The organism is Nonomuraea sp. NPDC002799 (assembly GCF_053592075.1).
On record NZ_JBSFVA010000001.1, the window covers coordinates 17,289 to 42,222 of the forward strand.

The 24,934-nt window shown below is 67.6% G+C and carries 23 protein-coding genes; 18 read left to right on the forward strand and 5 right to left on the reverse strand.

The window, feature by feature from the left end:
• Nucleotides 1-3 precede the first annotated feature (3 nt).
• Entirely contained in the window at nucleotides 4-453 is a 450-nt protein-coding gene (locus ACWD0F_RS00095) for a response regulator (RefSeq protein ID WP_449871163.1), read from the reverse strand.
• Between the two features lie 394 nt (nucleotides 454-847).
• Between ACWD0F_RS00095 and ACWD0F_RS00100 the strand changes: the two genes are divergently transcribed.
• The 6 genes from ACWD0F_RS00100 to ACWD0F_RS00125 all read left to right on the forward strand — a co-directional run bounded on the left by ACWD0F_RS00100 (nucleotide 848) and on the right by ACWD0F_RS00125 (nucleotide 7,203).
• Nucleotides 848-2,698, forward strand: a complete 1,851-nt coding sequence (locus tag ACWD0F_RS00100; protein WP_449871165.1) for a DJ-1/PfpI family protein — start codon at nucleotides 848-850, stop codon at nucleotides 2,696-2,698.
• A gap of 106 nt (nucleotides 2,699-2,804) precedes the next feature.
• A complete protein-coding gene (locus ACWD0F_RS00105) occupies nucleotides 2,805-4,385 on the forward strand; it encodes an MFS transporter (RefSeq protein ID WP_449871166.1) in 1,581 nt (526 codons plus the stop codon).
• A gap of 14 nt (nucleotides 4,386-4,399) precedes the next feature.
• On the forward strand, nucleotides 4,400-4,837 hold the full coding sequence (locus ACWD0F_RS00110) for an N-acetyltransferase family protein (RefSeq protein ID WP_449871168.1): 438 nt from the start codon (nucleotides 4,400-4,402) through the stop codon (nucleotides 4,835-4,837).
• Nucleotides 4,838-4,940: 103 nt separating this feature from the next.
• Complete coding sequence (locus ACWD0F_RS00115; protein ID WP_449871169.1) at nucleotides 4,941-6,359, forward strand: MFS transporter; 1,419 nt, start codon at nucleotides 4,941-4,943, stop codon at nucleotides 6,357-6,359.
• 60 nt (nucleotides 6,360-6,419) lie between these two features.
• Complete coding sequence (locus tag ACWD0F_RS00120) at nucleotides 6,420-6,851, forward strand: SRPBCC domain-containing protein (RefSeq protein ID WP_449871171.1); 432 nt, start codon at nucleotides 6,420-6,422, stop codon at nucleotides 6,849-6,851.
• Nucleotides 6,841-7,203: an ArsR/SmtB family transcription factor gene (locus ACWD0F_RS00125; RefSeq protein ID WP_449871173.1), complete on the forward strand. Its 363-nt coding sequence runs from the start codon at nucleotides 6,841-6,843 to the stop codon at nucleotides 7,201-7,203. The genes ACWD0F_RS00120 and ACWD0F_RS00125 overlap by 11 nt, the downstream gene beginning before the upstream one ends.
• 5 nt (nucleotides 7,204-7,208) lie before the next feature.
• On the opposite strand, the gene ACWD0F_RS00130 is transcribed toward ACWD0F_RS00125, so the two are convergent.
• Nucleotides 7,209-8,126: a DUF2207 domain-containing protein gene (locus tag ACWD0F_RS00130; protein ID WP_449871175.1), complete on the reverse strand. Its 918-nt coding sequence runs from the start codon at nucleotides 8,124-8,126 to the stop codon at nucleotides 7,209-7,211.
• Nucleotides 8,127-8,360: 234 nt separating this feature from the next.
• Nucleotides 8,361-9,416 carry a hypothetical protein gene (locus ACWD0F_RS00135; RefSeq protein ID WP_449871176.1) on the reverse strand — a complete coding sequence of 352 codons (1,056 nt, stop codon included), beginning with the start codon at nucleotides 9,414-9,416 and terminating at the stop codon, nucleotides 8,361-8,363.
• Here ACWD0F_RS00135 and ACWD0F_RS00140 point away from each other — a divergent pair.
• Nucleotides 9,411-10,346, forward strand: coding sequence for a DUF899 domain-containing protein (locus tag ACWD0F_RS00140; RefSeq protein WP_449871178.1), 936 nt, complete (start codon nucleotides 9,411-9,413; stop codon nucleotides 10,344-10,346). The two genes, ACWD0F_RS00135 and ACWD0F_RS00140, sit on opposite strands and share 6 nt — an antisense overlap.
• A 35-nt stretch (nucleotides 10,347-10,381) precedes the next feature.
• Here ACWD0F_RS00140 and ACWD0F_RS00145 read toward each other — a convergent pair whose 3' ends face one another.
• Nucleotides 10,382-10,987, reverse strand: a complete 606-nt coding sequence (locus ACWD0F_RS00145; protein WP_449872366.1) for a response regulator transcription factor — start codon at nucleotides 10,985-10,987, stop codon at nucleotides 10,382-10,384.
• A 377-nt stretch (nucleotides 10,988-11,364) separates the two neighbouring features.
• Here ACWD0F_RS00145 and ACWD0F_RS00150 point away from each other — a divergent pair, with 377 nt between their 5' ends.
• From ACWD0F_RS00150 to ACWD0F_RS00200, 11 genes are all read left to right on the forward strand, one after another.
• Nucleotides 11,365-11,499 carry a hypothetical protein gene (locus tag ACWD0F_RS00150; protein WP_449871179.1) on the forward strand — a complete coding sequence of 45 codons (135 nt, stop codon included), beginning with the start codon at nucleotides 11,365-11,367 and terminating at the stop codon, nucleotides 11,497-11,499.
• Nucleotides 11,500-12,215: 716 nt separating this feature from the next.
• Complete coding sequence (locus ACWD0F_RS00155) at nucleotides 12,216-13,274, forward strand: ParB/RepB/Spo0J family partition protein (RefSeq protein ID WP_449871181.1); 1,059 nt, start codon at nucleotides 12,216-12,218, stop codon at nucleotides 13,272-13,274.
• 182 nt (nucleotides 13,275-13,456) lie between these two features.
• Complete coding sequence (locus ACWD0F_RS00160) at nucleotides 13,457-14,821, forward strand: MFS transporter (protein WP_449871182.1); 1,365 nt, start codon at nucleotides 13,457-13,459, stop codon at nucleotides 14,819-14,821.
• Between the two features lie 27 nt (nucleotides 14,822-14,848).
• The gene (locus tag ACWD0F_RS00165) at nucleotides 14,849-16,150 is read left to right on the forward strand and encodes a cation:proton antiporter domain-containing protein (RefSeq protein ID WP_449871184.1); all 1,302 of its coding nucleotides are present in this window, start codon (nucleotides 14,849-14,851) and stop codon (nucleotides 16,148-16,150) included.
• A 139-nt stretch (nucleotides 16,151-16,289) separates the two neighbouring features.
• Nucleotides 16,290-17,534, forward strand: coding sequence for a radical SAM protein (locus ACWD0F_RS00170; protein ID WP_449871185.1), 1,245 nt, complete (start codon nucleotides 16,290-16,292; stop codon nucleotides 17,532-17,534).
• 282 nt (nucleotides 17,535-17,816) lie between these two features.
• A complete protein-coding gene (locus ACWD0F_RS00175) occupies nucleotides 17,817-19,160 on the forward strand; it encodes a hypothetical protein (protein ID WP_449871187.1) in 1,344 nt (447 codons plus the stop codon).
• A gap of 18 nt (nucleotides 19,161-19,178) precedes the next feature.
• Nucleotides 19,179-20,321: a cytochrome P450 gene (locus ACWD0F_RS00180; RefSeq protein ID WP_449871189.1), complete on the forward strand. Its 1,143-nt coding sequence runs from the start codon at nucleotides 19,179-19,181 to the stop codon at nucleotides 20,319-20,321.
• Nucleotides 20,322-20,344: 23 nt separating this feature from the next.
• Nucleotides 20,345-21,373, forward strand: a complete 1,029-nt coding sequence (locus ACWD0F_RS00185; RefSeq protein ID WP_449871191.1) for an aspartyl/asparaginyl beta-hydroxylase domain-containing protein — start codon at nucleotides 20,345-20,347, stop codon at nucleotides 21,371-21,373.
• Nucleotides 21,370-22,491, forward strand: a complete 1,122-nt coding sequence (locus ACWD0F_RS00190; protein WP_449871192.1) for a WD40/YVTN/BNR-like repeat-containing protein — start codon at nucleotides 21,370-21,372, stop codon at nucleotides 22,489-22,491. Before ACWD0F_RS00185 ends, ACWD0F_RS00190 begins: the two co-directional genes overlap by 4 nt.
• 8 nt (nucleotides 22,492-22,499) lie before the next feature.
• Nucleotides 22,500-22,790 (forward strand): MoaD/ThiS family protein, encoded by a 291-nt coding sequence (locus ACWD0F_RS00195; protein ID WP_449871194.1) that lies wholly within the window; start codon nucleotides 22,500-22,502, stop codon nucleotides 22,788-22,790.
• 48 nt (nucleotides 22,791-22,838) lie between these two features.
• Nucleotides 22,839-23,843: a DUF5937 family protein gene (locus ACWD0F_RS00200; protein WP_449871196.1), complete on the forward strand. Its 1,005-nt coding sequence runs from the start codon at nucleotides 22,839-22,841 to the stop codon at nucleotides 23,841-23,843.
• Here the strand turns inward: ACWD0F_RS00200 and ACWD0F_RS00205 are convergent.
• Nucleotides 23,821-24,921, reverse strand: coding sequence for a trans-sulfuration enzyme family protein (locus ACWD0F_RS00205; RefSeq protein WP_449871197.1), 1,101 nt, complete (start codon nucleotides 24,919-24,921; stop codon nucleotides 23,821-23,823). The two genes, ACWD0F_RS00200 and ACWD0F_RS00205, sit on opposite strands and share 23 nt — an antisense overlap.
• Nucleotides 24,922-24,934: the final 13 nt, after the last annotated feature.

Below are 24,934 nucleotides of genomic sequence, written 5' to 3' on the forward strand. Positions count from 1 at the left end.
TGATCAGGCGTCGCGGAGGAGCTGCTCGCCCACCGCAATGCGACGAATGGCATCGATGAGCAGGTCCGCGGGGCCGTCCTTGGTCAGGAATCCTGACGCTCCGGCCGCTGCCGCGAGACCGCGACAGCCCGCACGGGGAAGCCCGGTCAGAATGAGGACGCGGCAGGTGGGCAGCCGCCGGCGCAGCTCGGCCGCTGCGGTGAGACCGTCAACCACAGGAAGGTCGATGTCGATCACCGCTACGTCGGGGTGATGCGCCAGCCCGGCGGGGACGATCCGCTCGCCGGAGGCGAGAGCGGCGACGACCAGGAAGTCTTCCTCCAGTTCGAGCAGGGCGACCAGCGTGTCCCGCAGATCATCCATGTCCTCGGCGATCAGAATCCTCGTCACCGGCGGCCGTCGAGGCGCCGGTGCGCCGGCGATGATCTGCCTGCCACGGTTCCTGCCGTCCACGCCTGTGTTGGCCATACTCCAGTGTCCGTTCACTGCCGGAGCCGATGCCAGTGCGGTTGGTCACGAAGCCACCACGCACAATGCAGGGCGCGGATCACGCAGAATGCACATCGGGCCTCATAGTCAACGGGGCATGTCGAAGGCCAGCAGTCGGCGCACGGTTTCTCCGAAAGCCCGCCACCGCATTCCGTTATGTTGCCACCCTCATATAACACGACGCCCGGATCGTAGAAAACCGACGTCCTCGCACCTGCGGAACGCATATCCAATCCCGTGCGAAGCCCATGTCGGGCACGTGCCTCAGACACTGGTGACCTCATCCCGGGACAAGTCACACTCGGCAGCACAATCGCACAACGGCGTCCCTGCCCCGTCTCCCGTTAGGAGAAAGATAATGGCGATTCCTGCGCCACGTCCCGGCAGAGTCGGCATGGTCGGCCGATTCCTCGGGCGCTTCCTCGAATTGATGGTCGCGATGTTCTTCGGAATGTTGCTACTCGATCCGGTGTGGGCCGCGCTCTTGCCGAAGGTCACCCGCCTCGACGTGAGTGCTCTGATCATGGCCGCGCAGATGTATCTCGTCGTGGCCATCTGGATGGGCGTTCGCCACTACAGCCGGCGTGCCATCGCAGAGATGGCGCTGGCCATGATCAGCCCGTTCGTCGTGCTGCTCGTGCCGTTCTGGGCCGGCGTGCTCTCCGGCGAGGCGGTGATGATGGCCGCGCACATGATCATGCTCGTCGGCATGGTGCTCGCCATGTTGCGACGGCGCGCGGAATACCTGCGCTCCCGCTCCACCGGCCGCCGGCGATGGCCGGCGCGAGTGGCTGCCGGGCTGGTCGCGTTGCTGGTCGCGGGCGCCGTGTCCGCGGTGAACACCACCGGCGCGTTCGGCGACCTGTATCAGGCGCGCCCTGACCCGGTAGACGTCCGCCCTGTGGTCAAGGCCGCGGGCCATGACCGCGACAAGCCCACCATCGCCTTCCTGGCCGGCGACAACGGCACCAACGTGGCCGATCTGCTCGGCCCCTACGAGGTGCTGATGAGCACCGGGCAGGTGAACGCCTACGTCGTCTCCCCCGGCGCCCGGCTGGTGCCGATGACCGGCGGCCTGGACCTCGTCCCCGACCTGACCTTCGACGAGCTGAGCCGGCTGATGAGCCGGCAGCGTGACAGCGTGGACGCCGTCGTGATCCCTGCCCTGCAGAAGCCCGAGCCCGCAGAACGCGACTCGATCAGCTCATGGTTGCGGAGCCAGTCGGCGGCCGGCGCGATCACGCTCAGTGTCTGCTACGGAGCCGACACGCTCGCCGCCAGCGGACTGCTGGACGGCAGACCCGCGACCTCGCACTGGTGGCGGATGTCCACGCTGCGCGAGGACCACCGCGCCGTCCGGTGGACCACCGGCCGGCGGTACGTCGACGACGGCAACGTGATCACCACCGCCGGTGTGCTGTCCGGGATCGACGGCGCGCTGCGGATCATCGAGCGGCTCCTGAACGGCGATTCGGCGCGCAAGGCGGCGGAGTACGTCCACTGGCGGCACTACTCCCCCGGCGCCGCCGCCCGGATCGCCCCTTCCGAGCTTGAGCCTGCCGATGTGGCCGTCGCGCTCAACGCCTCCTACCGGCCCGGTCCGACGACGGTCGGCGTGCGGCTCATCGACGGCGTCGGCGAGCTGGAACTCGCTTCCGTCTTCGTCTCCTATACCGAGCAGGCCATGGTCGGGCACACCATCGCACTCGGCGACGGCCCCATCCGCTCCCGGCATGGTCTGACCTTCGTGCCACGCTCGACCGTCGCGGCCGTCGCCGGCGATCTCGACCGCCTCCTCGTTCCCGGCCTGGACTCCTCCCGGCGTCAAGCGGCCGGCGCCGCACGGGCGACGGTCACGGCCGGCCCCCAGCCGGAGTACCTTCACCTCGGCGAAGAGTTCGCGTTCGACACGGTGATACGCGACATCGCCCGCACCTACGATCTGCAGACCGCCCGCTGGACGGCGAAGACACTGGAGTATCCCGTGATCGACGTCAAGCTGACCGGCAGCAGCTGGCCCTGGGAAGCCACCCTCACCCTCGTCAGGCTGCTGCTCATCGGCGCCCTGCTGACCCTGGCCGCCGTGGCGGTGGTGCGCCGGATCGTCCAGCTTCCGGGTAACCGGCCATCGTCTGGCCTGGCTCGCCGCCATGACGAGCCGAAGAGTCCTGACGCGACTCCCGTCACCACGGTCACCGCAGGAAGGTGACGGTCGCGGGCCGTCGCTCCGGCCGCTGGGGTCCAGGCACCAGCGGCCGGGGCGATCCGCGGCGCCGTCCCGTGCCCTGAAACACAGTCACACGAAGGAAACTCTCATGGCGTCCCCCACGATGCACTCCCACCGGCGCGGCGACACCAGACTCTGGTTCGCCCTGATCGTGCTGGCCCTGCCGGCCCTGCTGCTGTTCATGATGCTCACCATCTTGTTCCTGGCCATCCCCCAGATGGCCGCGGACCTGCACTCGAGCAACACCCAGACACTGTGGATCACCGACATCTACGGCTTCCTGATGGCCGGTCTGCTCGTCACCATGGGCACACTCGGTGACCGCGTCGGGCACCGCCGACTGCTGATGGCGGGTGCGGCCACCTTCGCCATCGTCTCAGTGCTCGCCGCCACCGCCACCGATCCCCAGCTCATGATCCTCTGGAGGGCCGTCCTGGGCATCGCGGCCGCCACCCAGATGCCGGCCACCCTGGGCCTGATCTTCACCACGTTCACCGAGCCACGACAGCGCGGCATCGCCGTCGGCGTCTGGTCAGGCGCGATCTCGGTCGGCACCGCCCTTGGTCCCGTGGTCGGCGGAACACTGCTGCACCTGTTCTCCTGGCGGGCGGCCTTCCTGGTCGCAGTCCCGATCATGGCAGTGGTCCTGATCGGCGCACCGTCGCTGCTGGCCGGCAACCGCAATCCCGCGGCCAAGCGCCCTGACCTGATCAGCGTGGCCCTGTCCCTGGCGACCCTGCTGCCGATCGTCTACGGCATCAAGGAACTCGCCCGAGGCGACGCACTCGGCCCGCCCCTGGCCGCCCTCATGGTCGGGGCGGCCTTCGGCGCCTGGTTCGTGATCCGCCAGCTTCACCTGCCGGATCCGCTCCTGGACGTCCGGCTGTTCGCCAACCGCACCATCAGCGGCGCACTCGGCGTCTTCCTGCTGTCCGCGATGGCGCTCGGCGGCGTGTATCTCCTGGTCACCCAGCATCTACAGCTCGTCGAAGGACTGTCCCCGCTGCAAGCCGGCCTGTGGGTGCTGCCCGCGGCAGCGCTGCTGGTGGTGGTATCCACGCTCTCACCCGTCCTGGCCCGCCGCGTGCGCCCTGGCCTGCTGATCTCTGGCGGCCTGGCGATCCAGGCGATCGGCTACCTCATGATCAGCCAGGTGGACGGCATCGGCGGGCTGCCGCTGCTCCTGGCCGGTTTCATCGTGCTCTATCCCGCGGTCGCACCGTCCATGGCCCTCACCACGGACCTGGTCGTCGGCTCGGCGCCGCCGCACAAGGCCGGAGCGGCCTCCGGGCTCGCCACGACCTGCAGCGATCTCGGCATCTCGCTCGGTATCGCGGTCATCGGCAGCATCGGCGCGCTCGTCTACCGTTCTCAGGCGAGCCGGACACTGCCGGCCGGGCTCTCACCCGAGGCCACGACGGCAAGCATGGACAGCCTCGGCGGTGCCGTGTCGACAGCGCCGGACCTCCCCGCCGACCTCGCCGCCACGCTGCTGGCCGCAGCCCGGCAGTCCTTCACCAGCGGGCTGAACGTCGCCGCGGGCACCGCCGCGGTGATCGCCATCGCGGCGGCGTTCCTGGCCCTCGCCAAACTCCGGCACGTTCCCCCGACCCGGCCACCGGCCTCTCCATCGCAGGAGGCCATGCCCTCTCATGACGAGACGACGTGAAACAGGAGTCCACCATGACGGTGACGATCCGCCCCGCGACGCCCAACGACGCCTTCGCCCTGCACACCCTGATGCGTGAACTCGCAGCGCACCAGGGCCATGAGACGGACGTGGCGCTGACCCCGGAGCGGCTGAAGGAACTGCTCGGCCGCACCGACATCGGCTACCTGATCGCCGAGCGAGGCGACGAGACGATCGGCTACGTCTCCTGGGTCGAGCGGGTCAGCCTGTGGAGCGGCCACGACTATCTCGCGCTGGACGACCTCTACGTCCGCGCCGACGAGCGAAGCTCCGGAGTCGGCGAGCGGCTCATGCGCGCCATCGCGGCCGCCTCCGGCGGACGCACGATCCGCTGGGAGGTCGCCGAGGCCAACGAGGGAGCGCTGCGCTTCTACCAGCGCCTCGGGGCGGACGTCCGCACCAAGAAGATCTGCCGCTGGCAGGTGAGCTGAGGCCCGCATCCCGTTTCGCAGGTGAGTGCCCATCGCCCTTGAAGCAACCGGAGGGTTGCCATAAAGTAGCAACTTACAGGTTGCTACTCAATGGGAGGCCGTCATGGGCACCACCATCGACACCCCCGCGCCGGCTCGCTTCGACGGCCGGCAGCGGTTGATCCTCTTCGTGTTACTCGGCGCGGGGTTCATGCTGTCGGTCGACTTCTCGATCCTGAACGTCGCGTTACCGGAGGTCGGCGCGGGCGTCGGGCTTGAGCGGAGTGGACTGCCTTGGCTCACGTCCGCGTACGCGCTGCCCGCCGCCGGCTTCACGATCCTGTTCGGCCGGATGGCGGATCTGTTCGGCCGCCGCAGGCTGTTCATGTCGGCGATGGCCCTGCTTGCCGGGGCTTCATTGCTCGGCGGTTTCGCGACCAGCCCCGAGACGCTGCTCACGGCACGCGTGCTGCAGGGCCTGGCCACCGCGATGACCATCCCGGCCGCGATGTCGCTGCTCACCACCCTGTTCCCCGAAGGCCCCCTGCGCTCCCGCGCACTCGGGCTCAACGGCGCGCTGCTGTCGGGCGGCTTCACCGTCGGCGCGCTGGTCGGCGGCACCCTCGTCGGCCTGCTGAGCTGGCGGGCCGCGTTCTTCATCAACGTCCCGGTCGCCGCGGTCATCCTGCTCATCACTCCGGTCCTGATCGACGAGAGCAGGCTGCCGGGGCGGTCGAAGCTGGACTGGCCGGGAGCCGCGACCGTGACCGGCGGCCTGCTGACAGTGATCTACGCGGTCATCGAGAAGAGCCTTCCCGCCGCGGTCGTCGGCGTGCTCCTGCTGATCGCCTTCTGGATGATCGAGCTGCGCTCGCCCGCTCCGCTCGCCTCGGTACGCATCCTCAGGCGGCCCACGGTCAAATGGGGCAACATCGCGGGGTTCGTGGTCTTCACCATGGAGCCTGCCATGATCTTCCTGACGACCCTCTACCTGCACAACGTCCTGAAGCTGTCCCCCCTGACCACCGGCCTGATCTTCGGTGTGCCGGGCTTGACGGCGGTGGCCGCAGGCGTGCTCGCCGGGCGCCTCATCGGGCGCTTCGGCGGCCGCAAGGTCCTGGCCGCAGGGCTGTCCGTGCAAGGACTGGCGACCCTCCCGCTGGTGTTCCTGAGCGCCGACCTCATGGCACTCGCGATTTTGATCCCCGCGCTGTTCATCGGCTTCTTCGGGCATGTGACCTGCATCGTCGCCTATACGGTGACCGGGACCTCGGGGCTGCCGGACGAGGAGCAGGGCCTTGCCACGAGCCTGACCTCGATGACCCAGCAGGTGGCCATCACCGTCGGCATTCCCGTCCTGAGCGCGGTCGCCGCGACGCAGAGCGTCGAGCTGACCGGCATCCATCTCGCGCTGAGCGTGAACGTCGCGGTGACGCTCGCAAGCGTGATCTTCGTCTGGCGCGGACTGCGCCCGCGCGGCGAGCACCGCACGGCCGTGGGCGCCACGGCGGCGTCGAACCAACCCGCCGAGCACCTTTGTTGACGCAATCAGCCGGTTGCCATACGGTGGCAGCCGGCTGGGGTGCCACTCAGGGAGGTCGCCATGGGTTTTCCCGACCGCATCGAGCGGACGATGGAGGTCGCGCAACCGCCGGACCGCGTGTGGGCGGCGCTCACCACGGCCGACGGCCTGGCCGCCTGGTTCGGCCACGAGGCGGAGATCGACCTGCGCCCCGGCGGGGCCGCCCACCTGAGGTGGAGCGACGGATACGCGGTCGACCTGCGGGTGGAACGTGTGGAGGAGCCGACGGTGTTCGCCTTCACCTGGCAGATCTTCGGGCTGCCCAAGGACGATTCGCGCCGTACCTATGTCGAGTTCACCCTCGTACCGGACGGTGCGGGCACGAGGCTGACGGTGGTCGAGACCGGATTCGCCCAGTTGCCGGAGGAGGTTCACCGCAAGGCGTACGACTCTCACACCCAAGGCTGGGCCAGTGAACTGGGCGAACTGAGCGACTACCTCGATGCCTCCTGACCCAGACCGGACGCCGCCGGATGCCGGCCGGATGGAGGCGATCGCCGAGCTTGTCTTCATCGCCCTGGCCGACCCGAGCCGGCGCGCCATCCTGGCCGCGCTCACCGCCCGAGGTCCGGCCACCGCCACGGACTTGGCCGATCGGCTGCCCATCACGCGGCAGGCGATCGCCAAACATCTGGCCCTGCTGTCCGAGGCCGGCCTGGTCACGGCCGAACCAGGCGAGCGGCGCCGCGTACGCTACCGGCTGCGCTCCGCGCCGATGCAGGTCGCCCAGCAGTTCCTCGCCGCACTGGCCCGCGACTGGGACGGCCCCTTCGCCGCCTTGAGGGACCACCTCGAGGCGACGTGAGGCATTCACCAGGCGCCGCCTCCACCTCCTCCGCTGCTGCCGGGGCTGCCGCCTGACGATGTGCCGCCTGACGATGTGCCGCTTGAAGATCCGCCGTACGAGGTCGCGTGCGGGACGCCGGCACCCGAGGAGTGGGAGGCACGGCGGTCGGCACGACGATCGCGATAGCCCATGACGAACAGCGAAACGATTCCCCCCAGGATGACGAGGGCGAGGAGGATGAGCCCTCCCCATCGGAAGGGGGAGATCTGGATGGGCTGGTCCGCGGCCTGTGGTGCTCGTGTCGGCATCGCACGCAGCTCACTCAGGTGGGTGGCACCGCTGCCGGATCTCACCGTGGCCGAGCCGGGCGTCCGATCGAGCAGGCCGCGTGGAAAGGCCAGTTCGGCGGTGTGGGTGCGGCCGGGGGTGAGGTGGCGCGCGGCCATGGTGGCCATACGAGCGGATGCGTCGATGGCGAGCGCGGGCTCTTTCGCGCTTTCGAGAACGCCCTGGTCTCCATCGCCGCCGCGCGGCAGCCTGATCTCGACCAGGAGCAGGTCGAGAGTCTGCGACCAGTTGCCGCCCCACACCGGCAGCTTCACGAACGCCTGGTCGCTGTAGGCGGTGACCGCCCCATGCAGGGTGTAGCGGATGGTGAAGTGGCGGGTCGAACCGGCGCCGGCGGAGAAGTACCAGGTCACGCGCTGCTGGCCGGCCTCACAGCAGGCGGTGCCGAACGTACCGGCTGGTTGGTCGACGCCTACCGCGGCCACCCGGCCACGGCGATAGGCGCGGCCCTCCTCGCTGAGCGCGATGTTGTCGACACGGACCCCGGAATCCATCGGGATGTCGAGGTAGGCTCCGTGCCCCTGCTTCTGCCACGTGAAGGTGTGCTTCTCGGTGACCTCGACCCGGCCGTCTGTGCCGACCTCCGCCAGCACGGCGGTCTGCGGGAGTGTGTAGATCGGGTCGTCGGCGGCTGCTGACGACGGCGATATGAACGCTCCATAAAGTGGCAGAGCCGTACAAAGCGTGCAGATCCATACCAACAAACGGCGCATCATGCCCCCTGGCGCTTCTTTTCCAGTCTGCCCCTGGAAGGGGACGTACGTGGCGCCGATCCGACATGAGAAAGCGCGAGGAGAAGGCCCAGGGCTGATCTGCCGGCCACCCTGTCAGGCCAAAGCCCAGTGCCGCAGGCGCGGTATTCCTTCCCCGCTGGTGTCAGTGGTCAGCCAGGTGCCGTCGGGCAGAGGGGCGATGGACGGTCCTGCCCTTCCGTCCGGGTAGTCGAGGCGGCCGAGCGGCCGCAAACCCTCAGCGTCAAGCAGCAGGTGACTGGCACCGGGACTGAACAACACGTGGTCGCTGCCGAGCCCGCGCACATCGTGCGGTTCCTCGTTGAACCCGCCGCCCAATCGCAGGACGTCAAGTCGTGCGACCTCACGCTCCTGCGAACCGGTGATCTCATGAAGGGTCACCTCGGCGCGATCATCGGCTGCTGCGATGTACTCAGCCCGGCGTAGTGACAGGATGCGGCTTGGACTGAGCAGGTCGGTGACCTCGCGCATGCCGAGGATCCAGCGCGTTCGCAGTGGCTGCTCGGTCATGTCGACGTACATCGTGCGCCAGCTCTCCCAGTCCACCCACCGTGAGATCGTGAGGTGGCGGCTGTCGGCATGCCAACGTTGAGTGACCTCAAGCGTCGGGAATCCAAGCCGGTGCTCAGCGAGGACGCCGCCGGTGACCGTGTCCAGCAGCAGCCAGGTCGACCAGACCCTCCTGGTGCCGTTCGGATCCGTTTCCGCTCCGGCGACCAGGACGGACACCCGGGTCCCATCAGGGCTGACCGCCGGTCGTACGGCACGCGGGGCGATCTGGCCGGGTGCTCGAAAGCCTTGCACCGACCATCGCCCATGGCGGTGCTCCCAAAGGAGCCGGTCGCCGGAGAACGCCCGGATCGAGTCGGCAGCCGCCACGACAAGCGTCGTGCCATCGGGCGTCAGCGCCGCCATGGCGCCAGGCTCGCGCGGCCGGCGATCGACCACCGCTGGGTTGCCGGCGAAGAAGGAGGCGCGATCGAAAGCGACGAATTCGCCGTCGAGCGAAGCGAGGACGCAGGAGGTCGGGCGCGACCACTGCTCCGCGGCGAACCCCGTCACCATTGCAGAAGGTGCGTCGATGCTTCCCAGCAGGTCGACGGGAAGCGGGCGATTCACCTCATCATGCATGCGGTGATCTTGCCATACTCGCCGCCGGCGGCGAAGCGCCGGCTCAATGCCCGGATCAACCGCTGGGGCGAGCGCTACCCGGCTAGATTCGGAGGACCGGCCGTGAGGAAGCAGTCCGAGGAGGTAAGGATGGCAGAAGCAAACCTGCCTGAAGTGGTATCGCGTGCGGAGTGGCTCGCGGCCCGCAAGCAGCTACTGGCCAAGGAGAAGGAGCTCACTCGCGCGCGTGATCGGCTGAATGCCGACCGCCGCCGGCTGCCGATGGTCCGCGTGGACAAACCCTTCACCTTCGAGGGCCCGAACGGAAAGGTGAGCCTGCTCGACCTGTTCGAGGGACGACCGCAGCTGGTGATGCATCACTTCATGTGGATCAACGACAGCGACCCCGCCGGTAACGAGCACCCCAGTGACGTCGCCTGCTCCAGTTGCTCGTCCGCGGCCGACGGCATCGGCAATCCCCGGCAGTTGCACGTCCGCAACACCACCTTGGTCGCGGTGAGCCTGGCGCCCTACGAGAAGATCGCCGCGTTCCGTGAGCGGATGGGATGGACATTTCCCTGGTACTCCTCGGCCGGCAGCGACTTCAACTACGACTTCCACGCGACCGTGGACGACCGGGTGGCGCCGGTGCAGGTCTTCTATCGCTCCGAGGCCGAGCTGGCCGAGGCCGGAACGCCGTGGGACACGAGCATGCGCGGTGACTGGCCGGGCATCAGTGCCTTCCTTCAGAGTGACGGCGAGGTTTACCACACCTACTCCACATTCGGTCGTGGCATTGAGGACTTCCATCATGGCTACCCGTACCTCGACCTCACCGCGCTCGGCCGTCAGGAGGCGTGGGAGGAGCCGAAGGGGCGCGCGACCCCACTCGGCCTGCAAGTCGGCGGCCCAGCCATGCGCCTCCCCGATGAATACGACGGAGCCAAGTAGGAGGTGGACGTGCCGGCTGCAGCGCCGTTCCTCGTCTACAGCCAGCCGGCCTCGCCGGCGATGCGGGCGGCATCCACTCTGTTGCGCGCGCCCAGCTTGGTGACCGCCGCCGCCAGATAGTTCCGCACCGTCCCGTGCGACAACGACATGTCCCTGGCGATCTCGGCTGCCGAGGCGCCGGCGGCGTGGCGCTTGAGGACCTCGGCCTCGCGCGGGGAGAGCGGGTTGTCGGCCGTCTCCAGCGCGGCCAGTGCCAATTTCGCGTCGATCACCCGCTCGCCGGCGGCCACCCGCCGGACCGCGTCGATCAACTCCTGCGACGGCGCGTCCTTCACGATGAACCCGGAGACGTGCGCGGCGAGCGCGCGGCGCAGGGTTCCCGGTATACCGAGGCCGGTCAGGATGAGGACGCGGCACTGGGGCAGTCGCCGGTGCAGTTCGGCGGCGGCGGTGAGCCCGTCGGTGCCGGGCAGGTCGATGTCGAGCACGGCCACGTCCGGCTGGTGGTGGAGCGCGGCGGGCAAGATCTCCGGGCCGGAGGCGAGTTCGGCGACTATTTCGAAGTCGTCCTCCAGCTCCAATAAGGCGACCAGAGTGTCACGCAGGATGCGCATGTCCTCGGCGATCAGAACCCGGATCATCATTTCCTCCCAGGGCAAGCACCATGACCCGATGCTGGTTCCGCTGAGCCGTCAACTTAACAGCAACCTGTCCGGTGCCAAAACTCGCTCGTTGCGCTGGCCTGCGGTTTCGCACGTCGTCAAGCAGCTCTGCGCTACTCACGGATCAGACCGCAGACGGCGCTTCGCCGCTGTATCCGAGCCGTGAGATCGACCACCTCGGCCGGATCGCGAATGGGAGCCATCGCCGACAGCGGTGCGCCAGGCACCAGGTTGGGGCTCCGACTAGGGGTGCAATGGCTCTGTCCGATCGCCGAAGGCACCGAACGGCGGGTGGCCCCGCAGCCAGAAGAGCTGCCCACAGCGGCACACCAACGACTCGAAGCAGGGCGTCCGGGATGCGGATGCTTCTCGACCACGCCGGCCCGGGTCCTCCCGGTGGAGTGCGCAGGGCCTCCATGAACTTCGACATCCACCGCTTCGCCGGCGCCTCGCCCACTCCGCACCTGGCGTTCGGCCACGGCCCGCACTGACGTGGCGTCGGCGAGAGCCTTGAACCAGCTCGCCTATTGCTCTGCCCAAAGGTCCTTCAATCGACAATCGACGATAGTCGTTGATCATCGGAAACTCAATGCTTGACTTCACTGTCCAATCAAGAGACGGTTCGTTCGCGGCCTCGACGATCCGAACGTGGCCCCAGAGCCGGTGCTGCGCCGGCTCGTTGACGTCCAGCCCCCAACCGGGATACCCATCGTGACGTCGTGCCCGGCGCCGGCGGCCTCCGTCGATCCGGCGACGACCATTGCCCAGCGCTCATGGAGCTAGTCGCAGGCCGGCGGCAGGACCGCAAAGGCTTTCGACCCTGGCACACGAGGAGACCGCGCGCGTGCTGCGGAGGTGTCAGCGTGACTCGTCGGCGCGCTTGGGCCGGCAGGGCTGCGTCGGCTTGCTGAGCAGGGATGACGCCGATGTGAAGCCACGATGAAGCCGTCAGGTGTTGTCCTGGCGTTCAGGACCGTGCACGCCACGTCGCCGGCGTTGGAATGGCGGACATCCGTTATCGATTCGATATCTTGTGCGAAAGCCTTGCTGACCATTGGCTGTGACTAGGCGCTTCAGCACGATGGAACGTTAGAACGGCCATCCGAACAGCGGGTTCCGGAGCTACTCAATTGATTACATGGATGACAAACTAACCTCGCTATCCGGGGTTTGGTCTTTCAAAGTGAGAGTCCATGCGGGGGCGTGCATGCAGGAGCCGAACCACCAGTCCTGTCGGACTGCGCAGCAACTCGTGCCAGAAGCCATCTCTACCGATCACCTTCCGTGGGAGCAATATCCAGCGACCGTGGTGCCGCTTGACCAGCTCGTGCTCGGTTCCTCCCCGCGGTTGTACGGTCAGGACCGGGAGCATGTGCAGCGGCTGGCGGAGACCGACGCGGAACTGCCGCCGATCCTCGTGCAGCGCAAGACGATGCGGGTGATCGACGGTGCGCATCGTGTACGCGCCGCCCAATTGAACGGCAAGGACTCCATCGCCGCGCACTTCTATGACGGCAGCGAGGACAACGCGTTCGTCATTTCCGTAGAACGCAACGTCAGGCACGGCATGCCGCTGACGCATGCCGACCGGCGCTCGGCTGCGGCGCGTATCATCCAATCTCATCCCCACTGGTCCGACCGGGCCATTGCCGCGCGGACAGGACTGTCCGACCGGACCGTTCGGGCGATCCGTTCGAGCGCGGACTTGCCGCAGTCGAACGAGAGGCTGGGCTTGGACGGCCGTCGGCGGCCGATGAACGCCGCCGACGGCCGCCGACGCGCTTCGGAGATCCTCAAGGCTGCGCCGGCGACGCCGTTGCGCAAGGTCGCGGAGGCCTCCGGCGTCTCCTTGGCGACGGTTCACGATGTACGGCAGAGAATGCTGCGCGGTGACGATCCTGTTCCGCAGAAGCGCGAAGCGAACGGCCGCGCGCTCCCTTTGGCAGCTTCCGAGAAGCCGGCCTCACAGGCCTCGCTGGCGAAGGACGCCCTCTGCGTGGAGTCGATGATCGCGCGTCTGACGAAGGATCCATCGCTGAAGTACACGGAAGCCGGCCGTCTTTTCCTTCGCTGGCTGCATCTGCATGCCTTCGACACCAAGGATTGGGAGTCGTTCCTCGACAATGTGCCGGAGCACTGTCGTCAGTCCGTCGCGACAATCGCTCGCCAGATGGCCAGTAAATGGCAGGACTTCGCATGCCAGCTGGAACATTCGGAAGACTCAAATTGTTGCCGATCTTCCGCCCTGAACACCGGCCAGGCTTAGACATTCCCAGGTCGAGGGAGATGGAAGCGCCAAGAGATCATGGTGGGGTCGATTCTAGCCTGCCCCGGCTCCTGCCGGCCTGCGCACATACGAACGAACACGTGATCGCCCGCCCAAGGAGCGTGACTTACGGCGGTGCACGAAACTCTTGCGATTGATTTCGGCCGCCGGATACTGACGACATGACGGAGATCAGTAATCAGCCGCAAGCTTCCACGTACCGGCGTGTGCTCGCACAACCCGCGTTCCGTGTGCTCTTCTTGACCAGATCGCTCGCCGTCACCGGCGACTCGGTTCGAGCGCTCGCTCTGGCGGTCTCAGTCTTTGCCGTCACTGGATCGCCTCTTCTGTCGGCCGTCGCGTACAGCATTTCGTTCGTTCCGCAGATGCTCGGCTCCAGCCTCCTCGGCACGCTGGCGGACCGGCTGCGCCCCCGGCCTCTGCTCACGACGCTATTCGCCATAGATGCGAGCGTCGGCGTCATCATCGGCCTCGGACATCCGCCGGTGGCGGTGAGTCTGATCCTCGTTGCGATGGTGGCTCTGGTGACTCCGCTCTATCAGGGGGCGTCGAGCCGCCTGGTGGCCGAGGTGCTCAGCGGCGACGACTACGTCAAGGGCCGCGCGCTGTGGTGCAGCGCGCCGCTCGCCGCCCAGCTCGTCGGCAACGCGCTGGCAGGTTTCAGCATCGCGGCGTTCGGTGCGGAGACCACCATCGTGATCAGTGCCGCATTCCACATCGGCAGCGTTCTGATGATCCGCTTCGGGCTCCCGGACTTGCCCTCCGCTCCCATGCCGGACACCGGTCTGGTGCCGCAGCGCCGGCTTTCCACGTTTGCCGAGAGCTGGCGGCAGAATTTCCAGCTGCTCGGCACCCCGTCCGTCCTGACGCTGTTGCTCGCCAAGTGGATCCCGCCCGGCCTGGTGACGGGAGCCGAAGCGTTGATCGTGCCGTACACCGCACAGAACGGCTATTCCGCTTCGGTCGCAGGTATGCTGCTCGCCTGCCTGGCGGTCGGCATGATGGCGAGCAACCTGCTGTTCGGCAGAGTCACCGACGCGAGGTTGCGTGATCAGCTCACCTTGTGGTTGCCCCTCGTCGCGGGACTGCCGCTGATCGCGCTCATCTTCAACCTGCCAGTGGTGATCCTCGGTGCGTTCCTGCTGCTCAGCGGCATCGGTCTGGCCTACGACCTCGGCCTCGAGCTCCGATTCGTGGACTCGATCCCCGAGGACAAACGCGGCCTGGCGTTCGGCCTGCGCAGCACGGGCTTGATGACCGTGCAGGGAATCGGCCCCGCGGTGTCCGGCGCGCTGGCACTGGCGGTACCCGTCTCAGCGGTGATAGCACTGAGCGGCGGGGTCGCCGCCGTGCTGGGGGTCTTCCTCGTCTGGCGGGCCCTGGCGGTGCCGCTCAAGCCGGAGCCCGGACTCCCGACCTCGTGCTCCTGCTCAGGTACAGGCAACGCGCAGCCTGCGACGAGGGTCCAGACCGAGATGGACGACCCGAGCCTCATCCGAACCCCTCGTCCCATGGAGACCAAGTAGTACGCAGCCGTCTGCTGAGGGGTTGGCATGCACGACCACAATGAACTCATCGGTGCCATGGTGATCGTGGATGTCGCGCTGATCCTCATCGTCGGAGCCGTGCTGGGACGGCTGGTCACCCGGTTCCGCCAGCCGGTCGTCATCGGCGAGATCCTCGCGGGCATCGCGCTCGGACCGAGCCTGCTCGGCCTCCTGCCGGGCAATCCCACCCAGGCGATCTTCCCTGACGAGGCCCGACCGCACCTGAAGATGATCGCCCAGGTGGGACTGCTGCTTTTCATGTTCGGCGTCGGATGGGAGTTCGAGCGGAAGCTGGTCAGCCGGCAGAAGAAGACAGCCGCTGCGGTCTCTCTTTCCTCGATCGCTCTGTCCTTCGGATTGGGCGCGGGCTTGGGTCTCTTCCTGTACGACCGGCACGCTCTGGTCAACGGGGAGCGGGTGCCGCTCGCTGCGTTCGTGCTGTTCCTGGGTGCGGCGATGTCGATCACCGCGTTCCCCGTCCTGGCCAGGATCCTGGCCGACAACCGGCTCATGTTCACCAGAGTCGGGGCGCTCGCACTGGCCAGCGCCGCCATCGACGACGTGCTGGCCTGGTGTCTGCTGGCCCTCGTGGCGGCGCTGGCCACGTCGGGAGACTTGGCGGACTTCCTCCAGACGGTGTCGCTCTCCGCCGTCTATGTCCTGGTCATGGCCCTGGCGGTGCGCCCGCTGCTGAAGGCCGTGATCGGCCGGTGGGCCAGGGAACACGTCTCACCGTTCCTCGTCGTCGTGCTCTGTGCGGGCGTGCTCATCTCGTCCTACGCCACCACGCTCATCGGCATCCACCCGATCTTCGGTGCCTTCGCCTTCGGTGTCGCCATGCCGCGCGAGCCCGCCGAGGTGCTCCGGCAGGGGCTGAAGGTGCCCCTCTCTCATGTCAGCCTCATCCTCATGCCCGTTTTCTTCATCGTCACCGGGCTCGGTGTCGACATCGGCGCGCTGACCGGCATCGGTTATCTCGAACTGGCGGCCATCGTCCTCGTCGCCTGCGTGGGAAAGATGCTGGGCGCCACAGGACCGGCTCTGATCGCCGGCATGGGCTGGCGGGAGTCCACAACGTTGGGAATTCTCGTGAACACGCGTGGCCTGACCGAGTTGATCATCCTCAACGTGGGCGTCAGCCTGGGCGTCCTGGACGGCACCATGTTCACCCTCATGGTCCTCATGGCGCTGATCACCACGGCGATGGCGGGCCCACTGCTGCCGAAGCGAGCGTTGCTGCAGACGCCGGACTTCGTCCCGGATGCCAAGGTCATATCTACCGGCCTGGCGACGCCGGGAAAATCCTGACAGCGCGCCGCAGGTAATTCATTCATCGCCCTTTCCATTCCCTGGGAACACGAACATGCGCCTACCTGCGCCATTCATGTAAGAATGGCGCGTCGGTTCACGAAAGGCGCGAGCCCATCCCAAGGGAGGCAGACTTTCGATGAGCGGTCCGTCGGTGGCAGTCGTTTCTGCTTTTGAAGCCGAGTTACAGCCGATTCTGGCCGCGAGTGCGGCCGGCTCGCTGCGCGGCGCAGGCGCTGAAGTTACCGGATGGGACGCGGGTGGATTCCCACTCGATTTTCCCGGCGGAGACTTCGATCTGGTGCTGGTCTCGATCCCCTCCTTCGAGGGCATCGAGTCGGGCTCGCAGCTGGCCGCTCGCTTCAAGGCCGAGGGAGCACGGCGCGTGCTTGTCTTCGGTCAGTACGCCTGGCTCAACGTGACCACTCTCGCGCGGGCCGCGGACGGCGTGATCGTGGACGAGCCTGAGGGCATGGCCGCCGATCTGGTCGCCTATGCCCGTGGCGAGGTCACGGTGGATCAGCTCGCCGGCGTCGTGACCAGCGGTCACCGCGTCAGGCCCAAGCGGCACGCCACGCAATATTGGCAGGTGCCGGCTCGCGACCTGTTCCCACCGATCGCCCAGTATCCGGCGCACAGCACGAAGTTCGGGCTTCTGGGCAACATAGAAGCGACCCGCGGCTGCCATCACCGCTGTAGTTACTGTGCCGTCTACGCCTCTTACGGCGTCGCCGCCATCCCGATCGATTCGGACGTCATCCTCGCGGACGCGACGCAGCTCGCCGCCCAGGGAGCCAGGCACTTCGTCTTCGTGGACGCCGAGTTCTTCAACACACGCCGCCACGCGCTGACCGTCATGGAGGCGGTGGCCAAGCGACTCGGGCCGGTGACGTTCGAGCTCACCACGCGTTTCGATCACATTCTCGAATTCGAGTCCGAGCTCAACCGGATGACCGAGCTGGGCTTGCGGGTGGTGACCTCAGCCCTGGAGTTCCCGTCGGACAAGCTCCTGCAGATCCTGGACAAGGGCATCGACGTGCAGGGCATCAAGCAGGCCATTCGCGTGGCGAACGCCGCCGGCATCGAGTTGCGTCCCTCGTTCATCACCTTCACTCCGTGGGTCGGCCTGGACGAGATCCAAGCACTGGACGTTTTCCTTGACGAGACCGGCATCGCCGTCGATCCGACCGCTCGTCAGACCCGGCTGCTGCTCTACAAGGGCTCGCCGCTCCTGGGCTCCCGGTGGCTCGACGGCGTCGAACTGGTCGATCACGGCTTCTACTACGACTGGAAACACCCTGACCCGGCGGTGGACGAGCTGTGGGCAGAACGCCACCAGCAGGCCGTAAAGGCAGGCGCCGGCCGTTGCTGCGTCCGCTGCTGAACCATTCCCCGGAAAATCGGAATGGCGATGCATGATTCTGCTGTTCGACTTCCGTGGGAATGGAAACGCGCCCGCCAGCTACGCTGTCCGTCAAGGAGGTGGACCATGCGTTACCGTCACTGAAATTAGATACGCCAGAGAATGACGTGGCAAAAGAGCGGCTGCCCCCTGTCCGGCCGAGTGCACGTCACGGTTGGAACAGGGGGCGGCATACGCACTTGATCCCCCTGAGGAGAGCCGGTGCAGACCTTAGAGCAGCGAATCCACGCGCTTAATTTTGAAATGCAGGCGTATGCGCAGGAGCACGCCACCGAGCTGGCGGCGTACTTCGACGACGCCGGCGTCGCGCTGTCCGGACTGCGCGACAGCCGCCTCAGCTGCTGTGTCGGCGACCGCATGCCGGTGCCGCCCGCGCTGGTTCCGCGTGAGGTGGCCGACCGCTTCGCCCGCTGCCATCGGGCCTTCCAGCAGGCACTCGACCTGATCTTCGAGGCCCGCCTGCGGGGATCCTGGGACCGGCTCGCGGAGGCGCTGCGCCTTGAGGAACCGACGTTCCGCTACGTCGATGCGACGCGCAGGCCCCGTTGGATGACCATCGCGCGGCCCGACGTCGTCATCCACGACGACGCCGTCACCATGGTGGAGCCCAACGCCGGCTCGTCGTGCGGCTACATGCCCGACGCCGACATCCTGGGACGGCTCTTCGAGGAAGCACCTTTCATCGGTGACTTCCTGCGGCAACGGGGAGCGCGTCGCACGGAGGTCGTCGGCGCACTCGCCGCTTACCTGCGGGAACGGCTGGTGGCGGCAGGTGAGTCACCTTCCGAGGCTCGCATCCTGGTCATCGAGTTCAGAGCGGATCTAGGCGGTGCGTGCGACGACTGCCACGGCCTGTCGCAGGAGCTGCGCCGGCACGGCCTGCGCGCGGAGGCCGCTGCCGTCGAGGATCTCGACGTCAGTGACAGCGGAGTGGCGTACGCCGGCAAGCGCTGCTCGTTGCTGTACCGGGTCGCCGGTGAAGAGCCCGACCCCGTCGGCAACTACCCCATGCTGGCCCCGATCCTGGCCGCCGGGCGTGCGGGACGCGTGGTGATCGTGGACGACCTCGACGACGCGATCGCCCTCAACAAGACCATCCTCGCCACCATCTCGGAGGAACTGGACGCGGGTAACCTTCCGCCGGCTCTGCGGGACGTACTGGCGACGTTCGTGCCGTGGACGCGGGTCGTGGAGGACGTTCAGGTCGACGTCGACGGCAGCACCGTGGATCTGCTGAAGTGGTGTGCGGACAACCGCGAGTCACTGGTGCTCAAGCCGGGTGCCGGCTACGGCGGCCGCGGCGTGACGATCGGCTGTGAAAGCGAGTCCGCACGGTGGTTGACGGCCCTGGACGAGGCCGTCGCCTCCGGCGAGGCGTGGCTGGTGCAACGGATCGCGAAGTCCCACCCGACCATGGCCTCCATCGTGAAGGACGGCTCGCTGGCGAGCGAGCCCACATATGTGGACTACGGCTACTTCGCGGTCAGCGACACCGTGCCCGCGGCCATCGTCCGCAAGAGCCCGCCGTTCGGACGCCCGAGCCGCCGTGTCAAGAACGGCGGCTGCGGTCCGGTCTTCGTCGTCTGAGATCTTGGGGAGTACAACATGGAAGTCTTCTCACCCATCTCGCCGAGCATGCTCGCCGATCCGTACTCGGTGTACCGGCATCTGCAGCGCGAGGATCCGGTCCACTGGCATGAGCAGCTCAACGCCTGGATCGTCACCAGATACGCCGACTGCGTCCGCATACTCGGTGACCCGCAGACGTTCATCAACGACTACAGGAAGATCGGCGAAGAGGCTCCTGAGGACATCCTCGGTTTGCAGACGCTGGACGCTCCCGAGCACACAGAGGTCCGGCACACCCTCATCGAGGCCATGCGGAACATCGACATCCCGATGTGGGTGAAGGAGTGCTCGACGGTCGCCGAGGAACTCCTCGGCACCCTGGACCTGGAGCGCTTCGACTTCGTCAAGCAGTTCAACGAGCCCCTCGCTCTCAGGAGCATGTGCCTGTTCTTCGGCATCCCGAACTTCGGCGAGGAGGAGAAGTTCCACGAGGCACAGCGCCGCCTGGTCCTGAGCATGGACTTCGGGCTGAACCTGAGCCTGCTGGAGCCTGGTGTCGACGCGCGCAGGTACTGCACAAGTGTGCTGGCGCCGTACGCGATCAACCCGCCTCCCACCGGACTGCTCGCGCACGTCGACTTCGGCAAGACAGGTCCGCTGACGGGATACGTGCTCAATGCGCTGCGCCAGATGTTCGTCGCCGGCTTCCTCTCGTCGAGCAGCACCCTGAGCTGCATCTCCCGCACGCTCGTCGAACGCAACCTGCTCAACGGCGAAGAGCCACTCAAGGTGACCAACCAGGTCTACAGCGAGCTCATCCGCCATTCCGGCGCCGTGCAGGTCGACACGCGCGGCTGCGCGGAGACCGTGACGATCGGCGGCAAGGAGATCCTGCGGGGCACAGAGGTTCTTCTCGTGCCCGCTGCGGCCAACCGTGATCCGGCCGTCTTCAGCACGCCGGACGACCTCGACTTCACCCGGGAGTCCAACCCGCACCTGGGCTTCGGCAAAGGCGTGCACGCGTGCATCGGCGCGCACCTCGCCCAATCCCTGCACATGCCGGTGCTCACGCAGCTCTCCGAGCGGTACCGCATCACCCTCGCCGAGCCGCCGGTGCAACGTCCGACAGGCACGCTACGCGGCCTGAACCACATGTTCGTGACGGCCCGCCCACGCTGACGCGCCAGTACGGAGGTAAGCACATGTCAGCCGTCGATCCCTGGCCACAGGCGCCTATCCTGGCGACGCTGCCGCCGACCGCCCAGCTTGACCTTTCCTTCGACGTCGCGCGCCTGCTCGAAGACTTGGAGCAGGTCAAGGCCACGAGCTGGAAGGAGATCCGCATCGTGTCGGGCGACGGGGTGGGCGACTACGCCACGAAGCTCGACTGGAAGACCATTCCGCTGCGCAGCATCGGTGGCGATGGCGATCGAGGGGATGCGGGAGGGCCGGACCTGGCGGACTTCGCCGACACGCCCTGGCTGACCCGCCTGCCCTATCTGGCCGAGGTGCTCAAGGCGATCCCGGCGCAGCTCACGTCGGTGCGCCTGATGGCGCTGGGTCCCGGAGCGCGGACACCGTTACACAGCGACACCAAGGTCGGACTGCCGTGGGGATCGACCCGGCTGCACGTGCCCATCGTGACCATGCCCGAAGCGACGCTGACGATCGCGGACGAGGTCAACTGCTGGCAACCCGGCACCGCCTGGTACGCCGACTTCACCCGGGGCCACATGGTGCAGAACACCGGTGGCGCCGTCCGCGTGCACCTTGTCATCGACTCGCTGCTCACCCCTGCGCTTCTGTCGCTCTTCCCGCCCGTCTTCCACACCGCCGCGGTGCACGAGAACACCCTGTTCGAGCCCGAAGCGGCTCAACCGGCCCCCGGTGAGCTGGACGCACTGCGCTGCCGCTTCACCCTGCCGGAGTCCTTCCGCTCCTGGGAGGAACCCGAAGGGGCGTTTCTCAAGGACCAGCCTGGCGTGCCGGCCAGTGTCGACTGGCACGCCGGTGGGCTGGCCCTGTACCTCGACGGCGAGCCCGTCTATGGGCTTGTGCATCGGGGCGCCGGCGAGTTTCGCTTCGCCGGCTGGACGGCTGAGCGGACCGTGCAGGTCACACGGAGCGAAGACGGCGGCATACAGGTGGTTCTCCGTACACGCGTGGGCGACCAGATGCTCTCTCTGGCCTTGGACGCGGAGGCGCCGGCACCAGCAGGAGGAACCCGATGAGCCGGATACGCCTTCTGGTAGGCACACGTAAGGGCGCCTTCGTGCTGACCTCTGACGCCATGCGCCGTCAGTGGGACATCACCGGCCCGCACTTCCCCGGGTGGGAGATCTACCATGTCAAAGGTTCTCCCGCCGACCCGCGACGGCTCTACGCCGCGCAATCCACGCAATGGTTCGGCCAGGTGATCCAGCGCTCGGACGACGGCGGTGAGACATGGGAGCCGGTCGGCAACAACTTCGCCTACCAGAGCGCGCCCGGCACCCATCGCTGGCATTGGGGTGACGCGACGCCCCATCCTTGGGAGTTTGCCCGAGTATGGCAGCTCCAGCCCTCGCTGACCGACCCCGACACGGTATACGCGGGGGTCGAGGACGCCGCCCTGTTCCGTACCTCGGATGGAGGCCGGACGTGGACGGAGCTGACGGCGCTGCGCGAGCACGAGTCGGCACCGACATGGGAGCCGGGTGGCGGCGGCCTGTGCCTGCACACCGTCACCCTGGACCCGACCCGCCCCGAACGGATCTTCGCCGCCGTCTCCGCCGCCGGCCTCTTCCGATCCGACGATGGCGGCGCCACCTTCATACCGAAGAACCAAGGCCTGTATTCGCGTGACCTGCCCGACCCACGGGCGGAAGTCGGCCACTGCGTGCACCGAATCGCGATACATCCCGCGCGCCCCGATGTGCTGTTCATGCAGAAGCATTGGGACGTCAACCGCAGCGACGACGGGGGCGAATCCTGGCGGGACATCAGCGGCGACCTGCCCGCGGCCTTCGGGTTCCCCATCGTGGTCCATGCGCACGAGCCCGACACCGTGTACGTCGTGCCGATCAAGAGCGAGTCCGAGCACTATCCCCCGGACGGCGAACTGCGTGTTTACCGCAGCCGCACCGGAGGCGGCGAATGGGAGCCGCTGAACAAGGGACTCCCAGAGGACCCCTGCTACGTCAACGTGCTGCGCGGGGCGATGACCGTCGACTCGCTGGACCCGTGCGGCGTCTACTTCGGCACAACGGGAGGGCAGTTGTTCGCCTCGGCCGACGAGGGCGACTCCTGGGAGGCGATCGCCGGCCACCTTCCCGCCGTGCTCTCCGTGGAAGCGCAGACGCTGCCATGATCCGCGTCGTGCTTCCCACACATCTACGGCGGCTGGCGTGCGTCAACGGCGAGGTGACGCTGCACTTCGACGGCGAGGCGGCAGCCACGCAGCGGCTGCTGCTGGACGCACTGGAAGCCGGCTACCCCATGCTCCGCGGCACGATTCGCGACCAGGTCACCGGAAGGCGCAGAGGACTCGTCAAATTCTTCGCCTGCGGCGAGGACGTCTCCTTCGACCCGCCCGACAGCCCGTTGCCCAGCATGATCTGCGCCGGAGCCGAGCCCTTCCTCATCGTCGGCGCCATGGCTGGCGGCTGACTCGATCGCGGAGCACACTGGGCACCGGAGCCGAGGAGCACGGACGCGATGCGGATAGAGCTGTCGTCGGAGGACCTGGCCACGAGCCGCTTCGCCGTGTCGCCGCTGTTCGAGCTGATGGGGGTGCTCCGGGTGCTCAGCGGCATGTCCCGCGGGTATCCCACCCGGGCCTGGGTACGGCGGCTGGCCCCCGTGTACGACGAAGTGCGGCGTGATGCACGCTTTGGCGTGCTGCTCGCTTTGCAGGGCGGCGCGTACAACGCCGGCTTCATCACTCCGCCGCCGCACAGCATGGCCCAAACCTTCGCCGACGACCTGGCGACCGTCCGTGCCACGCCGCTGACGCTGGCACGCGAGGAGATCAAGCGCTGTTCGGAGGCTCGTCCTGTCACGGATTCCGGAATCCGCGGCATGCTCGGCAGTGTGGAGATCGTCGACCTGATCGCCGACGCGCTCGACCTCGCGTGGAGTCGCCTCCTCGCTCCGGACTGGCCTCGGATCCGGTCCGCCTATGAGCGGGACGTCACCGCGCACGGCGCGATGCTCGGACGAGTCGGCTGGGCGAAGACGCTGAGTGAGCTGCACCCGCGGATCCGCTGGCAGGCGGGAGGCATCGAGCTGGCCCGATGCGCGCCCGACCAGCGGCTCACGCCGTCGCGCGGCCTGCTTCTTGTGCCGAGTGCCTTCGTCTGGCCGGGTTTCGCCATCTACGCCGACGATCCGTGGCCCTGCACGCTGGTCTACCCGGCCGGGCACCGGTCCGCCTTCGACTCCGCGGTCGACGACCGGGCATCCGCGCTGGCCAGGCTCATGGGGAAGACTCGCGCCCGGCTGCTGTACGAATTGCGTGAGCCGACCACCACCAGCCAGCTCGCCGCCGGGCTGAGCCTTTCCGTCGGCGCCGTGGGCGATCACTTGGCGATCCTCTACCAGGCCGGGCTCCTCGACCGGTCCCGTGCGGGCTATCGGGTCCTCTACCGGCGCACCCCGCTGGGCGACTCTCTCGTGGCGGAGGCCACCGATGACGCGGCTATGCCTTCAGAGCCTGAGTGAAGTCCGCCAGCAGGTCTTCGTGGTGCTCCAAACCCGCGGACACTCGGACGGTGCCCTGACTGATGCCGGCCGCGCGCAGCCCCGCGACGTCGAGCTCCCGGTGTGACGTCGTCGCCGGGTGCAGGACCAGGGTCCGCGGGCCGCCCAGGGACGTGGCCAGTTCCGCGCAGCGTAGCCGCGTGAGGAAGTGGCGAGCTGCGGGCAGACCTCCCGCCAGGTCGAACGACAGGATCCCGCCGTACCCGCCGAGGATCCGCCGTGCCAGGTCGTGGCTCGGATGCCCGGGTAACCCTGGCCAGCGTACGCGCGTTACGCCGGGATGCTCGTCCAGCATGCGCGCCAGACGACCGGCGTTCTCACAGTGCCGTTCCATCCGCAGGGCGAGCGTCTTCAGTCCACGCAGCACCAGCCACGACGCGAACGGATCCACGACCGTGCCCAGGTCCACCGCGAATCGCCACACCTGCCGGTACAACTCCTGGCTGCCGAAGACGGCCACTCCGGCGACCACGTCGTCGTGTCCACCGAGGTATTTGGTCGCGGAGTGTACGACCACGTCCGCGCCATGCTCGATCGGGCGGCACAGGATCGGCGTGGCGAAGGTGTTGTCCACCACGCAGGTCAGTCCGGCCGCCCGGCCCGCCGCCAGCAACCCCGGCAGGTCGGCGACCTCGGTCGTCGGGTTGGCGATCGTCTCCAGATAGACGAGCTTCGTCTCCGGCCTGACCGCGGCGGTCAGCTCCCCGGGATCAGCACCGGAGACGCGCGTGACGGCGATGCCGAAGCGCTCAGCCAGGCGCGTGAACACGCTTCCGGTCCCTCCGTATACCCGCCGCTGCGCGATGAGATGGTCGCCGGGGCTCAGGAGGGCCAGCAGGACCGCGTTGATCGCGCCCATCCCGGAGCCGGCCGCGAGCGCCGCCGCGCCGCCTTCGAGGTCCGCCATGATGGTCTCGAAGGCTCTGGTGGTGGGGTTGGCGTGCCTGCTGTAGGTGTAGCCGCGGTCCGGGTGATGCAGTCCTTCCGCGCACGCGTCAGGATCGTCGAAGGCGAAGGTCGAGGTCTGGTAGAGAGGCACGGCCAGAGGACGT